Raw genomic sequence first — 14,662 nt, forward strand, 5'->3', positions numbered from 1 at the left:
ACTATTTGATCAATGCATTCGGATCGATGATCAGGGCTACCTGCCCGTCTCCCAAAATCGTTGCGCCCGAAATCGCGAACAGCCCTGTCAAATATTTGCCCATCGTCTTCAACACGATTTCCTGCTGACCGATAAATTCGTCCACCATTAAGGCAACCTGCTTGTCTCCCTTGCGGACTACGACAATTTCGGTTTCCTCTTCCTGTTCCTCCAGGAAATCGGGAACTTCGAACAACGTGCTGAGCGAAACTAACGGAATGACGGAATTGCGGTAGTCGATCATTTTGTTCCCGTGGATGTTGCGAATCTGGCTTCTTTGAATCGCCGCCGTTTCAACGATAGATGAGAGCGGAATCGCGTACTTCTCGCTGCCCAGACGGACCAGCATCGCCGAAATGATCGACAGCGTCAGCGGAAGCTGTACGGAAAATTTGCTGCCCAGACCCGGACGCGAATCAACCTGTACGTGGCCGCCAAGCATCTGGATCTTCGTTTTTACGACATCAAGACCTACCCCGCGTCCGGAAATGTCGGAAATTTTATCGGCCGTGCTGAAACCTGACTCGAACAGCAGGTTGTAAACTTCTTTGTCACTCAGCTTCGCCGCCTGGTCTTGTGTAATCAGGCCGTTTTTCAGCGCCGTTTTCAATACCTTCTCGCGGTTGATGCCTCTTCCGTCGTCTTCGATTTCAATAAATACGTGGTTTCCGCTGTGGAACGCGCGCAATTGAACCGTGCCCTGTTCGCTTTTGCGACTGGCCAAGCGGTCGTTAATCGGCTCTATGCCGTGATCGATCGAGTTGCGGAGCAGATGCACGAGCGGATCGCCGATCTCGTCAATGACCGTGCGGTCAAGCTCCGTCTCGGCTCCGGTAATGACCAGATCGACCTTTTTGTTTAACGATTTTGCCAAATCCCGGATCATGCGCGGGAACCGGTTGAATACCGAATCTACCGGAACCATGCGCAGTTTCAGGACGATATTTTGCAAATCGCTGCTTACCCTCGACATATGCTCGACGGTTTCCGTCAAATCGTTGCGCTTCACTTCGCTCGCCAACTGCTCCAATCGAACCCGGTCGATCAGCAGTTCGCTGAACAAGTTCATCAGCGCGTCCAACCGCTCGATGTCCACGCGGATCGTCCGATTGGCGACGGGAGCTCCTCCAGCCGCAGCCGGCTTTGCTGGCGCCGCAGGACCCGGCTTGGCCGCCGGCGTCTCGGAAGCCGCCGGAACTGCCGCCGCTACCGCAGCCGCAATCTCCTGTGTGGCGGCTTCCACCTCGCTGATCGGACGCGACATCTCGGCCAGCGACTCCGAATCGACGGTAATGATGACGGCCGATTCGATCTCGGAAACTTTCAAAATCTCTTGTTCCAGCGAAGCCTGATCGATTTTCGAAATGTAGTAAACCGAAAAAGAACGGTCGAATTTCTCTTGTTCGATATCTTGAACCGAAGGCGTCGCTTTGACAATTTCGCCGTTTCTTTCCAAAGTATCGAATACCATATAAGCGCGGGCCGCTTTTAGAACGCAATCCTCGCGCACGCTGACCTCGATATAAAAGACGAGGAATCCGGCATCGATCGACTGCTGCAAAATGGAGTATTGATACTCATCGACCTCAATCCCTTTGGCTCCCTCTTTCTTCGGCGCAGCCGCCGCAGCTTGCGGCTTTTCGTAATCGCCCGTGACTATGGAACGGAGCGAAGCTACGATTTGGGTCACGTCCGCTTTGCCTGTCCCGCCCTGAATGATGTCTTCCACCATGGACTCCAGGGAATCCAGACTTTTGAAAATACAGTCAAAAATGAACGAATTCATCGCCAGCTTGCTGTTGCGCACCAAATCAAGGACGTTTTCCATTTCGTGAGTCAGAGAAGCGATATCCTCAAATCCCATCGTAGCGGACATGCCTTTCAACGTATGGGCGGAGCGGAAAATATTGTGCACGATGCTGATGTCCTGCGGGTTGCTTTCCAGACTGAGCAAGTTCTCGTTCATCGCTTGCAAGTGTTCTCTCGATTCATCGATAAACATGGATAAATATTGACTAAGTTCCAAACACACACACCTCCGGGTAGGATCAATAAGTAACCTGCTTGTCACAGCCTTCTCAAGTCAGCACGGCTTGGGACAGCTTCAATGCAATATCCTGTTGAGGCAGCACGTGCATCGCGGCCTTCAATTCGACAGCCGATCTCGGCATGCCGTAGACTACACAAGTTTCTTCACACTCTGCGATCGTGGTAACCGCTCCATGCTGCCGCAGAGCGAGCATCGCCTTTGCTCCGTCGCTTCCCATGCCGGTCATCAGGACGATGTGCCTCCTCAACTCGTTGAAAGCGAGCAGGGATTCAAACATGACATCCACCGAAGGCCGGTGGCCGGAACGGGGATCTTCCTTCGTCAAGCGGATTTTGTAAGTTTTGGACGTATCCCGGTATGCTGTCATGTGCCAGCCTCCCGGAGCTACATAAGCAGTAGCGGTCTGGAGCACTTCGCCTTCCTGGGCCTCTACGACCTTGATCTGCGAAATGTCGTTCAGCCGCTGCGCGAGCGATTTCGTAAAGTTGGGAGGCATGTGCTGAACGATTAGAATCGGCGCCGGAAAGCCGGCAGGAATTTGCGAAAGCACCTGATGCAAAGCCCGCGGTCCTCCCGTTGAAGTTCCGATCGCAACCAGATGCTCGAACTGGCTTACCCCCGCTGCGGGAGCTGCGCCGCCTTTCTGGTCAGGGGGCTTCATCATCGTCAAGCCGCTTTTCATCGCGGGAGGATGCATCACCCTGGTCGCAAGCGGTTGTATCGCCCGCAGCTTTGAGCGGACCGCGATTTGCAGCTTCTCGTGCAGCAGCTGCTTCACTTTGTACAAGTCGAGAGAAATCGAGCCCGACGGCTTTCGGATAAAATCGACGGCGCCCAATTCGAGCGCACGGATCGTTTCGGCGGCGCCTTCCTGCGTTAACGAGCTTAGCATGATAACCGGTGTCGGCTGTTCCGCCATAATCCGCTGAAGTGCGTCAAGACCGTTCATCTCGGGCATTTCCACATCCATCGTTACAGCGTCGGGACGCAGCAGCTTCACCTGCTCGATGGCTTCTTTGCCGTTTTTGGCGGTGCCGATAATGCGATACTGCGGGTTTTCAGAAATAAGATCGCTTATTATTCTGCGCATAAAGACGGAGTCGTCTACTACAAGTATGTTATAAGACGCCATGCTGCTTCCCTCCCTTTATGGGCTTCTTTGAAATTTGCCTCTCTAAGAATCCCTATTTCATAAGCCTTATCATTTTGTTCAAAAAGCCTCTCACACCTGTTGCCCCAAATTCGCCGGCCTGGGAGCCGCTGATAAACCGCTCGGCCAAAGCGTGGACGCTTTTGGAAGCTGCAGAGTTTGGAAAAGCGACCGTAAAAGGAATTTGCTTTTTCACGGCTTTGGATACCGAACTGTCGTCATCTACGAATCCCAGCGTAGGAATATCGAGCTGTAAAAATTGTTTGGCGACCATACTTATTTTATCGGCAGTTTGCTTGCCTTCTTTGAAATCCGTTACGCGGTTGATCACCAGTTTGAACGAAACCTTGTGGCCCATCGCATTCACCATTTTAATAATCGCGTATGCATCGGTAATCGAAGTCGGCTCGGGAGTTGTAACAACGATCGTTTCCTCGGCGGCAAGAATGAATCTCAGTGTCTCCTTCGACAAGCCTGCGCCGGTATCGAATATGATAAAGTCGACATATCCGTTCAACTGAGCTACCTGCTCCGCGAAGTAATCCAGTTCCTCTTCCGTCAAACGAAGCAAATCGTTAAAACCCGATCCTCCGGCAATAAACTCAAGGCCGCCGGCGCCTTTTTGAATAATGTCCCAAATGCTTTTTTCCTTCTTCAACAGATGATACAAGCTGAATTTGGAAGAAACGCCCATCAGCACATCGATGTTGGCAAGTCCGATATCCGCGTCAAAAACTAGAACCTTGTAACCCAGAGACTGCAGCGTTAGAGCGAAGTTAAGCGTAAAATTCGATTTTCCGACGCCGCCCTTACCGCTTGTCACAGTGATAATCCTGGTTGCTCTGGTGCCTTTTTCATTTTGTATTTGTACCAGGTTCCGCAGCTCTTCTGCTTGGTCAGTCATGCTCCCGGTTCCTCCAGTAACAGATCGATGATTTGCTCTTCACTTATTTCCGATATATCGTCAGGAACGCTTTGACCGTTAGTCACGTAGGAGAGCTGCAGCGAAAATTCATGGACGAGGTTGAGGATCGCGCCAAAGGAGTCGGTCTCGTCCAGCTTAGTAAACAGAACTTTGTCCAGCTTGAATTTATTAAAATTAGTAGTAATTGCTTTCATATCCCGATACTTCGTCGTCATGCTGAGAACAAGGATCGTTTCGCTGTTTCCCTGTGTTTTGAGTAAGGCGTTCAATTCCGATACATACATTTCATTTCTGAAATTCCGGCCTGCCGTATCCATAAAAATAACGTCGCAGCCTTCCAGGTTTTGAAATGCTTTTGCCAAATCCTGCGGGGAAAATACGACTTCTATTGGAACGTTGAGAATCGTTGCATACGTCTTTAACTGCTCGATCGCCGCGATCCGATACGTATCTGAAGTAATGAAGCCGACTTTCCTTTGGTATTTCAACACCTGTTCGGCGGCAAGCTTGGCTATCGTCGTCGTCTTCCCCACGCCCGTCGGCCCTACGAAATGAACGACCCGGGTATCCGAAGAAATCCGCTTGCACTCGCCGGATCGAAGGATACCGTCAAGCTGCGAACGCATCAGCCGGAAGGCGGATTCCTCCGTCACCGTCTCGCCGCTTTGCTGCGCATCGAGCATGACTTGTTCGGTCAATTGCTTCGCCAGCAAAGGATCCACTTCCTGGTCGAGCAGCCTTTGCTCGAGTGCTTGCAGCGGCTCGGGCAGCACCTCCGCCGCAGCCGAGGAAACCGTGAGCTTGCGCATCATTTCCTTCATCTGCTTGATTTCATCGAGCAGCAGCTCTTCCTTCTCCTTGACGCTTGCGGCCGCCGGCGCGCTGTGCGGCGCATAAGTTTGCTGCACAGCAGAAAAAACCGGAGCAGCCTTGGCAGGGACGGCTGCAGCTTCTCTCCGTGCCGGAACGGCTGCAGCCAGAACGTCAGGTACTTCCGGGAAGTCGGAACGATAGACCGGCTCTTTCGACGGAGCAGACGCCGCCGCCGGCATCGATGGAACGGCCAAAGGCTGCGGCGGTCTGGCAGGTTGAATTTTAGGCTGAGGCACGGCTGAACCTGTGCCGCCGGCATTCACATCGATCGCAGCGATGACCTCGATTCTTTTCTTGCCGAACATGCCGAGAAAACCGCCGGTTCGAATTTCTTTCGTATTCAATATGACGGCATCCTTGCCCAAATCGGAACGAATCTTTTGCAGCGCATCAGGCATGGAATCTACGACATATCTTTTTACTCTCATAAATTGACAACTCCCATGCTCTGAATTTCAACGCTCGGTTCAAGCTCGCTATAAGACAGGACAGGAATATCCTGCAGCGTGCGTTCCAGCATCTGCCGCAAATACATTCTGATCGTAGGCGAAGTCAGGATGACCGGCTGTTGGCCGGATTGAATCAGCTTGGACACTTGTTCGCTGACTCTGTGAAAAATAATTTGCGACGAAGACGGATCAAGCGCCAAATAACTGCCGTGCTCGGACTGCTGAACCGAATCGGCGATCTTTTTCTCAACGGAAGGGCCTACCGTAATCACTTTGAGCGAATCTCCGGAAGTTGTATATTGCTGGGTGATCTGCCTGGACAGCGCCTGCCTTACATATTCCGTCAATATTTCCGGGTCTTTCGAATACGAACCGTAATCGGCGAGCGTTTCTAAAATCGTGACCAGATCGCGGACGGAAATTTTTTCTCTCAGCAGCTTGGCCAGCACTTTTTGCACGTCCCCGATCGACAGAACGGCAGGAATCAAATCGTCGACAAGCGCAGGATAAGATTCTCTGACATTTTCGATGAGCGCTTTCGTTTCTTGACGGCCCAGCAGCTCATACGAATGTTTCTTAATAATTTCCGTGAGATGCGTCGCCACGACGGAAGGCGGATCCACTACGGTGTAACCCGACAATTCGGCCCGTTCTTTGGCGGCTTCGTCGATCCATAAAGCCGGCAGGCCGAACGCCGGTTCTGTCGTTTCAATGCCCGAGATGGAATCGTCGTCAATTCCCGGACTCATGGCCAAATAATGGTTAAGGAGCAGTTCGCCCCGCGCAACCGTATTCCCTTTAATTTTGATGATATACTCGTTAGGTCGGAGCTGAATGTTGTCGCGTATCCGAATGACCGGTACGACAATCCCGAGCTCCAGCGCGCATTGGCGCCTGATCAGGATGATCCGGTCAAGCAAATCGCCGCCCTGCCCCGTGTCCGCCAGCGGAATTAGACCGTAGCCGAACTCGAACTCGATCGGATCGACCTGCAGCAAGCCGATAACGCTTTCCGGGCTGCGCACTTCCTCGATCTGCTGTTCTTCGACCATCTGCTCTTCCTTGATCGCTTTTTGATCGAGGTTCTTCTGCATCTTCATCGCTGAATAAACCAATACGCCGGCAATCGGGAACGTCGTGTACCAATGAATCGGCGTGAAAATGCCGAGCAGTACCAGCGTCCCAGCAACGATATATAGAAGCTTGGGCTGTGAAGTGATTTGGGAAGTGATGTCGTGGCCCAGGTTGCCTTCGGAAGAAGCCCGCGTCACAATAATACCGGCAGCGGTAGAAATGAGCAGCGCTGGAATTTGGCTGACCAGACCGTCGCCGATCGTCAAAATCGAAAATGTTTGCAGCGCTTCCTGAAAAGACATCCCTTTCATCGTCATTCCGATAATAAAACCGCCGATCAGGTTGATGATGAGAATGATGATGCCTGCGATAGCATCCCCTTTTACGAATTTGCTGGCACCGTCCATCGCTCCGTAGAAATCGGCTTCGCGTTCAATCTTTTGCCTGCGCTCGCGCGCCTGCGTTTCGTTAATCAATCCTGCGTTCAAGTCGGCATCGATACTCATCTGTTTCCCCGGCATCGCATCGAGCGTAAACCTCGCCGCAACTTCGGCAACACGCTCAGAACCTTTGGTAATAACGATAAATTGAACCAGGACAAGAATGAGGAATACGACGAATCCAACGACAATGTTGCCCTCGGCTACGAAAGAACCAAAAGTTCGGACCACGTTACCTGCTTCGGCGTGCGCCAAAATGTTCCGCGTAGTAGAAACGTTCAGCGCCAACCGGAACAAGGTCGTAATCAACAGCAAGGAAGGAAATATCGAAAACTGAAGGGCCTCCTGTGTGTTCATGGCCACCAAAATGATCATTAATGCGACTGAAATATTAATAATCAGCAAAAAATCCAACAAAGGAATAGGAATCGGTACAACCATCATTAGAATGATTCCGATGATTCCTACCAGGACGATTAAATCTTTGATTCTCAACAGTATGTACCTCCATTCCTTGTTTATCTAGTCTTGCCTTTCATTCTGTATACGTAAGCCAGCACTTCGGCAACGGCTTGGAACAATTCGGCGGGAATCGCCTCGCCGATCTCTACCTGCGCGTGAAGCGCGCGTGCCAGCGGCTTGTTTTCCATCGTTAAAATTCCGTTTTGCTTCGCGACTTCCCTAATTTTTAGAGCGATATGATCGGTACCTTTGGCAATGACGGTCGGCGCCTGCATATTGCTCGAATCATATTTCAGCGCTACGGCAAAGTGCGTAGGGTTCGTAATAATAACATCGGCTTTAGGCACCTCCTGCATCATCCGCTGCATCGCCATCTGGCGCTGCTTGGCGCGGATTTTTCCTTTAATGAAAGGATCGCCCTCGCTTTTCTTGTACTCATCCTTGATGTCCTGCTTCGACATCCTGATGCTTTTTTCAAATTCATATTTTTGATATATGTAGTCGAGTATGGCCAGCACGACAAGAATGGCGCCGATCTTGATTCCCAGCTTAATCGTAATCGAAGCGATGAACGAAAACGCGGTTTCGATCGGTGCATGCCCGAGCCCGAGCAGCTTCACTTTCTCAGCCATCAATGTGGAATACACGACATACCCGATGATGCTCATCTTCAAGCTGGATTTCAAAAATTCGACGATGCTGCGAAGCGAAAAAATCCGTTTAAATCCGGAGAACGGATTGATTTTATTAAACTTCATCATCAGCGGCTCGCCGATAAACATAAATCCGATCTGCAAATAATTCCCCATAACTGCGATCACTAACGCCAATAAGAAAAGCGGGGCCAAAATGATCAGACCTTGCGTGACAAGTTCGGCAAATATCACTTGCACATTGCCTTTCGTGACGTCCATCGTCAGCTGATGCTCAAATATGTTGCGGCAAATGCCGACAATCCGCTCTTTCATAAACCCGCCGAACATGAGAAAAGAAACAAAAGAAAACAGCAAGATGAGGGCCGCGGGCAGTTCCATCGACTTGGCGACTTGCCCCTTCTTTCGCACTTCCTGTCTTTTCTTCGGTGTCGCGGGTTCCGTCTTTTCTCCAGCAAACCATTGCAAATCCAACTGCAAACGAAGTTTGTGAGACACAACTTTCCTCCTGGCTTACGGCGCTTGCTTCTGTGAGCCCGCAATGAGCTGAAGCATTTTCTCCATAGACTCGAACATGGCAGAAAACAATCCCTGAAACTGCGAGATCAGCTCCGGAAACAACAGAACTAGCAGTATAAAACCCAACATCATTTTAAGCGGTGCTCCAATGACGAAAATGTTGAACTGAGGCGCAACCCGGGTTAAAAGACCGAGCCCTAAATCGGTTAAAAAAAGCGCAGCGATAATCGGCGCCGCAAGTTGAAAAGCCAGGTAAAACATTTTGCCGAAAGATTGGAACAAAAAATCCGAAATTTGTCCGCCATAAATTCTGTCAAACAATTGGTTATCCAGCGGAACCCAGCGGTAGCTTTCCATGATCGCTTTCAAGAAATAATGATGCCCGTCGAAAGACAGGAACAGCAGAATGGCAACCATGTACTTCAAATTCCCCAGCATCGGGGAAGACATCCCGGACAAAGGATCGATAACATTCGCCATGCTGAAACCGATTTGCATATCCATGAAAGAACCGGCCGTTTGGACGACCGTAAAAAATATGTGAGCAAGAAACCCCAGAAGAATGCCGACCAGCATTTCCCTAATAATTAACAGTATGTACTGCCCGTCGATCGCTATCGAATGATCCATCCCCATGCCAGAGAAAACAATCAATGAGATAAAGATGGATAACCCGATTTTGAATACCGTAGGCACATTGCGCGAAGATAGGACCGGCACCACGACAAAGAATGATGTAATTCGACAAAAAATAAGCATAAAGCTAGGCAAAAGCTGAATAAAGAGTCCCATTTCCCTCACAACCTATCCAACAAATTTGTAAAGGTTGTTCAGCAAATTATAGGTGAAGTCGACCAAAGTATTCATAATCCACGGACCGAAGATGAGTATCGACAGCAGCACGGCTACGATCTTTGGCACAAAAGCAAGGGTCTGCTCTTGAATCTGTGTTGTCGCCTGAAAAATGCTGACAATCAAACCTACCACCAGACCGATTATCAGCATGGGGGCGCTCGCTTTGAGAACCGTATACACGGCTTCGCCCGCTATGCGTATTATGAATTCCGAACCCATTTAAAAGACCTCCGTCATCTTGATCATGTGCTGTAGCTGAGTAGTAACGATTTCACAACAAGATACCAGCCATCTACTAAGATGAACAGCAAAATCTTAAACGGCAGCGATATCATGACCGGAGGCAGCATCATCATCCCCATTGCCATCAGGGTGCTTGATACGACCATGTCGATGACCAAAAACGGAATAAAGATCATAAAGCCCATTTGAAAAGCAGACTTCAATTCGCTGATTGCATACGCAGGAACCAAAGCCGTAATGGGAATGTCGTCTACGCCCGTAGGCTTCGGCGCCTTGGTGTAATCAAGAAACAGCTTGAGATCCTTTTGACGCGTATGGTCAAACATAAACTTCTTCATCGGGCCCGCAGCTTTTTGAAAGGCCTCCGTCTGATTGATCTGGCCGTTCAAATAAGGCTGCAGTGCCGTTTTGTTCACCTCGCTGAGCGTAGGCGACATGATAAAGAAAGTTAGAAATAAGGCTAGCCCGATGAGCACCTGGTTCGGCGGCATCGATTGTGTGCCTAGCGACGTACGGACAAAACCGAGTACGATGACAATCCGAGTAAAGCTCGTCATCAAGATGAGAATGGACGGAGCCAGACTCAAAACGGTCAGCAATAGCAAAAGTGTAACTGTACTGGACGATCCGCCGGCACTGCTCGTTCCGATGTTCAAGTTAATTCCGGGGATCGGATTGTTGGGATCAGGGTCCGCAGCAGCGGCTGTCAACGAGCATGCAAAAACGGACACTACAGCAATAAGTACAATGAGTGCTAATTTGTTTCTTTTCATTCGCCATTCAACCGATCTTTTTGTTTTTGATCCGACATCCATTCTTCCACGCTTTTGTTGCGGGTTGTTACACGCTGCAGCTTATCCTGAAATACCTGATGGAAGGAAGCGGTAATCTCCTCTTCCTCTTCGACCGCTTTCTTGCCGAACGGAGTCTTGCTTAACCATTTGCCTACAGGAATGAATCCTTGCTGCTGAGCTTGCGACGAAGTAAGCAGTTCCGTTATGTAAGCCACTTCATCGGCGTCATTGATTTTATCCAGCAGCTGGATATTGTCACCGACGCCAACTACAAAGAGCGAATGACCGATTTCGACGATTTGAATCGATTTGTTTTGTCCAAGCGGCACACCGCCCAGAGAACGAATCGAATTTCCGAAGAAAGAGCCCTTGTTTTTTTTGGCTAAGTATTTAATAAGAACCAAGAACAGCAAAATAATGAATATGAGAAAAAATATGACCTTGCCGATCATTTTAAACGAATCCAACGTACTGCTTCCCGCCGTAAAATCAGGCTCAGGCAAGCTTTGGCCCGGCTCGATTTCGGCAAAACATACAGTTTGGGCGTACAGCATGAGGACAAGTCCGAATATCGCGGCTAACGGCAGTTTGGCTAGGAGTCTCCTCATGGTCACATCCCTTTCGGTTTACGTAAGACTCTACCGAACGAGAACGTTATCCGAGAGTCTTTTTGATCGCTTCAATAACGCGGTCCGCCTGGAACGGTTTCACGATGAAATCTTTAGCGCCGGCTTGAATTGCGTCAATAACCATCGCTTGCTGGCCCATCGCGGAGCACATGATGACTTTCGCGTTAGGTTCCATTTTTTTAATCTCTTTTAATGCTTGAATACCGTCCATTTCAGGCATCGTAATATCCATCGTGATCAGGTCCGGCTTCAATTCCTTGAACTTCTCGATCGCTTGCGCTCCGTCATTCGCTTCCCCGCATACTTCATATCCGTTTTTGGATAAAATATCCCGAATCATCATTCTCATAAAAGCAGCATCATCCACGATAAGAATTCGGTTAGCCATTAGTAAACAGTCCCCCTAGGAAATTAAGTTATTGTAACTTTTGGATTCTTTCCCACTGATTCACGATGTCAGTGACGCGAACCCCAAAGTTTTCATCGATGACGACGACTTCGCCTTTGGCAATTAGCTTATTGTTCACCAAAATATCTACAGGCTCCCCGGCCAGTTTGTCCAATTCGATAATCGAACCTTGAGACAGTTCCAGAATATCCTTGATCACCTTATGGGTTCTACCCAACTCAACGGTTACTTTAAGCGGAATATCGAGCAGCAAATTAAGATTCGTATCATCCGCAAGCGCCATGGAACCGGATTGCAAGTTGCCAAATTGAACCGGCTGCACGTTTACATTGCGATTCGGCATTCCGCCGTATGCAGCTGCCGGAGGTTGTCCGTACATCGGTTGTTGAGGCGGATACATCGGCTGTTGAGGCGGGTATGTCGGATGCCCCATTGGCGGCTGCTGATACATCGGCTGCTCATACGCAGGCGGTTGTTGATACATCGGCTGATTATGCTGCGGAGCAGCGGGTGCCGCCGGCGGCGTTTGAACTTCTTGCCGTGCTGGAGCGCTAGGCTCAGCAGGAACGTGCGTCGGCGCAGAAGCTTGTGCCGCAGGTGCCGCTTCCATGGCCGAATCGGAGCCTCCGCCCATAAGAGTGGATACCATTTCTTTGGCAAACGGCACTGGAAGGAGCTGCATAATATTGGAATCGATCAAATCGCCAATCGTCAGTCGGAACGATATTTTAATAAATACGTCCTCATCCGGTAATTTTCCTTCTCCTTTCGACAAATTTAATATGTCGATTCCAGGAGGAGAGATATTGACAAACCGGTTGAATATGGTAGACATCGAAGTTGCCGACGAACCCATCATTTGATTCATCGCTTCCTGCACGGCGCTAATATGAATCTCGCTCAGATTCTCATCTCCGCCGGTGCCGTCCCCGCCCATCATCAAGTCGGCGATAACTTGGGCATCCCTTACTTTAATAACAAGCAAGTTAATGCCGTCGAATCCGTCCACATAATTAACGTGAACGGCAACATGCGGTTTTGGAAACTGTTCTTCCAATTGCTCTTTCGAGATGACCGACACTAGCGGAGTCGTAATGTCCACTTTTTTACCTAACAAAGTCGAAAGCGCAGTCGCAGCACTGCCAAACGTAATGTTTCCGATCTCCCCAAGGGCGTCCTTCTCAAGTGAAGACAAATATTCTTCAATTTTGGGAGCTGTATGAATGGAAGCGTCAGAACTGTCATCCGAAGTCTGCCTTAACAAAGCATCAATCTCTTCTTGAGACAAATAATCTTTATTATTCGTCATGATCTTCTTCTCCTTCATTCACGATATCCGTGACTTGCACGGCCATTTTTCCTCTAACGGTACCAGGGCTTCCAAGATATTTGAGCTTCTCGCCCACTTTCACTTGGAGCGGAGCGTCAACAGTTTTTTGCAGCGGGATGACGTCCCCGATCGCCAGGTTCAGGAAATCCCGAACCGAAATTTCCGATGTTCCCAGCTCTGCAATCAAGGGCAGCTTGGCTTTCTCCAAACGTGACTGAAGTGCTTCGACTTCTTCGGGAGCTCTCGATTTCTTTTGCGAGACGAACCAGTGATGCACGGATAGTCGAGGCATGATCGGTTCGATGACGACGTGCGGAATACACAGGTTAATCATCCCTGTCGTATCGCCGATTTTGGTGCTTAGCGAAATTAACGCGATCGTTTCATTGGGCGAGACGATTTGCATAAATTGCGGATTCGTTTCCAGAGCTTCCAGTCTTGGCGATATGTCAATAACCGTTTTCCAAGCCTCTTGAAGGCTATCGAAAGCTCTGCTGAAAATTCGCTCCATGACAATCGTTTCGATCTCCGTCAACGTATTGATTTTTGTGGGGGATGTACCTGCTCCGCCCAGCAAACGGTCCAACATGGCAAAAGCTACATTGGGATGCACTTCAAGCACCATTCGACCCTCTAAAGGTTCTGCTTCAAAGATGTTCAAAATGGTCATTTTAGGGATCGAACGAATAAATTCATCGTAAGGCAGCTGTTCAACCTGCACCACGTTAATTTGCACGAACGTACGAAGCTGAGCGGAAAAATACGTCGTTAAAAAGCGCGCAAAGTTCTCGTGAATACGGGTTAAGCTTCGAATATGATCTTTGGAAAAGCGCACTGCGCGCTTAAAGTCATAAGCCCTAACCTTCTTTTGCGTCTCCTCTTTCTTGAGCTCTTCCGCATCCATTTCTCCGGAGGATAGAGCGGCAAGCAAGGCGTCGATCTCATTTTGCGACAACACATCAACCATAGAGTCACCCCCTTAGAGCCAAGTTCATATGCGAGCTATTGAAGCACTTTATCGGTGATCCAAATCTGCTTGATTTTACCTTCTTGCAATGACGGATTCAGTTTATTCATCAAGTTGGAAGTCAGAAGATCGTTTCCTTTGCTTCCTTGAACCTGTTCGGTGGTCATGTCGGCGAGCGTTTGAACAATCGTTCCTTTCACCGCAGAATCAAGCAAATTATCGAATTCGGCTTTCCCCTTGCTGTTTTCGAGTTCAAAAGCCAAGGTCATTTTAATGAAGCCGCCGCCTGAAAGGTTCGTCAAAATATCTTTCACGTAAGCGGTATTGGCCTTAACTTGTTCAGCCGTCGGCGGTTTCGTCGGTTTGACCGATGCAACTGCCGCTTGAGCTTGTCCGGACGGATCTTTTGATTCGTTATTTTTTTCCATGTAATTCCACAGTACAAAGGCAGCTGTCAAAATCAGCGTAATGGCGATAAGTATGGAAACGATAAGTATAAAAATTTTATTCTTGAACACCTACGAACCCTCCGCATCCCTGGACAATATTGTCGCTCGAATCGAACCAATTTCCTGCATGTAGGTTCGCACTAAGCTTACCACAACCTCGGCCTTTTCGAGAACCGTGATTTTCTTGCCTGTTGTCAAGGTAATCATGGTATCCGGGGTTTCTTCAACCATTTCTATCAAGAGTGCATTGATGATTACGAGCTTGCCGTTTAACCGAGTGAGAGAAATCATTATTCTCCTCCTGCACAAGTATGGGGGGAGGCTGCTTGTAAAGGCCTCTCCTCCCCGCCCT

Annotated in this window: 15 protein-coding genes; all 15 read right to left on the reverse strand. The window is 49.3% G+C overall.

Translation table 11 applies throughout. The annotated features are described in order from the left end of the window. Nucleotide 1: 1 nt before the first annotated feature. From AC0LWT_RS20950 to AC0LWT_RS21020, 15 genes are read right to left on the reverse strand one after another with little or no spacing between them, the layout of a single operon-like run. Nucleotides 2-2,065, reverse strand: a complete 2,064-nt coding sequence (locus tag AC0LWT_RS20950; protein ID WP_474683208.1) for a chemotaxis protein CheW — start codon at nucleotides 2,063-2,065, stop codon at nucleotides 2-4. A 52-nt stretch (nucleotides 2,066-2,117) separates the two neighbouring features. Further along, nucleotides 2,118-3,221: a protein-glutamate methylesterase/protein-glutamine glutaminase gene (locus AC0LWT_RS20955; protein WP_474683209.1), complete on the reverse strand. Its 1,104-nt coding sequence runs from the start codon at nucleotides 3,219-3,221 to the stop codon at nucleotides 2,118-2,120. A 52-nt stretch (nucleotides 3,222-3,273) separates the two neighbouring features. Then, nucleotides 3,274-4,143 carry a MinD/ParA family protein gene (locus AC0LWT_RS20960; RefSeq protein ID WP_474683210.1) on the reverse strand — a complete coding sequence of 290 codons (870 nt, stop codon included), beginning with the start codon at nucleotides 4,141-4,143 and terminating at the stop codon, nucleotides 3,274-3,276. After that, complete coding sequence (flhF, locus tag AC0LWT_RS20965; protein ID WP_474683211.1) at nucleotides 4,140-5,465, reverse strand: flagellar biosynthesis GTPase FlhF; 1,326 nt, start codon at nucleotides 5,463-5,465, stop codon at nucleotides 4,140-4,142. Before flhF ends, AC0LWT_RS20960 begins: the two co-directional genes overlap by 4 nt. Then, nucleotides 5,462-7,495 carry a flagellar biosynthesis protein FlhA gene (gene flhA / locus AC0LWT_RS20970; RefSeq protein WP_474683212.1) on the reverse strand — a complete coding sequence of 678 codons (2,034 nt, stop codon included), beginning with the start codon at nucleotides 7,493-7,495 and terminating at the stop codon, nucleotides 5,462-5,464. Before flhA ends, flhF begins: the two co-directional genes overlap by 4 nt. A gap of 23 nt (nucleotides 7,496-7,518) precedes the next feature. Continuing rightward, the gene (gene flhB, locus AC0LWT_RS20975; RefSeq protein ID WP_474683213.1) at nucleotides 7,519-8,613 is read right to left on the reverse strand and encodes a flagellar biosynthesis protein FlhB; all 1,095 of its coding nucleotides are present in this window, start codon (nucleotides 8,611-8,613) and stop codon (nucleotides 7,519-7,521) included. Nucleotides 8,614-8,628: 15 nt separating this feature from the next. Continuing rightward, the gene (gene fliR, locus AC0LWT_RS20980; RefSeq protein WP_474683214.1) at nucleotides 8,629-9,426 is read right to left on the reverse strand and encodes a flagellar biosynthetic protein FliR; all 798 of its coding nucleotides are present in this window, start codon (nucleotides 9,424-9,426) and stop codon (nucleotides 8,629-8,631) included. Nucleotides 9,427-9,438: 12 nt separating this feature from the next. Beyond that, nucleotides 9,439-9,708 carry a flagellar biosynthesis protein FliQ gene (fliQ, locus tag AC0LWT_RS20985; RefSeq protein WP_474683215.1) on the reverse strand — a complete coding sequence of 90 codons (270 nt, stop codon included), beginning with the start codon at nucleotides 9,706-9,708 and terminating at the stop codon, nucleotides 9,439-9,441. A 23-nt stretch (nucleotides 9,709-9,731) separates the two neighbouring features. After that, entirely contained in the window at nucleotides 9,732-10,505 is a 774-nt protein-coding gene (fliP, locus tag AC0LWT_RS20990) for a flagellar type III secretion system pore protein FliP (RefSeq protein WP_474683216.1), read from the reverse strand. Then, nucleotides 10,502-11,134 carry a flagellar biosynthetic protein FliO gene (locus AC0LWT_RS20995; protein ID WP_474683217.1) on the reverse strand — a complete coding sequence of 211 codons (633 nt, stop codon included), beginning with the start codon at nucleotides 11,132-11,134 and terminating at the stop codon, nucleotides 10,502-10,504. The genes fliP and AC0LWT_RS20995 overlap by 4 nt, the downstream gene beginning before the upstream one ends. Before the next feature lie 46 nt (nucleotides 11,135-11,180). After that, nucleotides 11,181-11,543, reverse strand: a complete 363-nt coding sequence (locus AC0LWT_RS21000; RefSeq protein WP_474683218.1) for a response regulator — start codon at nucleotides 11,541-11,543, stop codon at nucleotides 11,181-11,183. 28 nt (nucleotides 11,544-11,571) lie between these two features. After that, the gene (gene fliY, locus AC0LWT_RS21005; protein WP_474683219.1) at nucleotides 11,572-12,873 is read right to left on the reverse strand and encodes a flagellar motor switch phosphatase FliY; all 1,302 of its coding nucleotides are present in this window, start codon (nucleotides 12,871-12,873) and stop codon (nucleotides 11,572-11,574) included. Continuing rightward, nucleotides 12,863-13,861: a flagellar motor switch protein FliM gene (fliM, locus tag AC0LWT_RS21010; RefSeq protein WP_474683220.1), complete on the reverse strand. Its 999-nt coding sequence runs from the start codon at nucleotides 13,859-13,861 to the stop codon at nucleotides 12,863-12,865. Before fliM ends, fliY begins: the two co-directional genes overlap by 11 nt. A 35-nt stretch (nucleotides 13,862-13,896) precedes the next feature. Beyond that, complete coding sequence (locus AC0LWT_RS21015) at nucleotides 13,897-14,379, reverse strand: flagellar basal body-associated FliL family protein (RefSeq protein ID WP_474683221.1); 483 nt, start codon at nucleotides 14,377-14,379, stop codon at nucleotides 13,897-13,899. Beyond that, nucleotides 14,380-14,601: a flagellar FlbD family protein gene (locus tag AC0LWT_RS21020; RefSeq protein WP_474683222.1), complete on the reverse strand. Its 222-nt coding sequence runs from the start codon at nucleotides 14,599-14,601 to the stop codon at nucleotides 14,380-14,382. Between the last annotated feature and the right edge of the window lie 61 nt (nucleotides 14,602-14,662).

This window comes from Paenibacillus sp. sgz302164, from assembly GCF_056120505.1.

Coding starts and splice junctions, on each gene's coding strand:
- AC0LWT_RS20955 (WP_474683209.1), bottom strand. CDS start 3,221: ATGGCGTCTTATAACATACTTGTAGTAGACGACTCCGTCTTTATGCGC.
- AC0LWT_RS20960 (WP_474683210.1), bottom strand. CDS start 4,143: ATGACTGACCAAGCAGAAGAGCTGCGGAACCTGGTACAAATACAAAAT.
- flhF (WP_474683211.1), bottom strand. CDS start 5,465: ATGAGAGTAAAAAGATATGTCGTAGATTCCATGCCTGATGCGCTGCAA.
- fliR (WP_474683214.1), bottom strand. CDS start 9,426: ATGGGACTCTTTATTCAGCTTTTGCCTAGCTTTATGCTTATTTTTTGT.
- fliQ (WP_474683215.1), bottom strand. CDS start 9,708: ATGGGTTCGGAATTCATAATACGCATAGCGGGCGAAGCCGTGTATACG.
- fliP (WP_474683216.1), bottom strand. CDS start 10,505: ATGAAAAGAAACAAATTAGCACTCATTGTACTTATTGCTGTAGTGTCC.
- AC0LWT_RS20995 (WP_474683217.1), bottom strand. CDS start 11,134: ATGAGGAGACTCCTAGCCAAACTGCCGTTAGCCGCGATATTCGGACTT.
- AC0LWT_RS21000 (WP_474683218.1), bottom strand. CDS start 11,543: ATGGCTAACCGAATTCTTATCGTGGATGATGCTGCTTTTATGAGAATG.
- fliY (WP_474683219.1), bottom strand. CDS start 12,873: ATGACGAATAATAAAGATTATTTGTCTCAAGAAGAGATTGATGCTTTG.
- fliM (WP_474683220.1), bottom strand. CDS start 13,861: ATGGTTGATGTGTTGTCGCAAAATGAGATCGACGCCTTGCTTGCCGCT.
- AC0LWT_RS21020 (WP_474683222.1), bottom strand. CDS start 14,601: ATGATTTCTCTCACTCGGTTAAACGGCAAGCTCGTAATCATCAATGCA.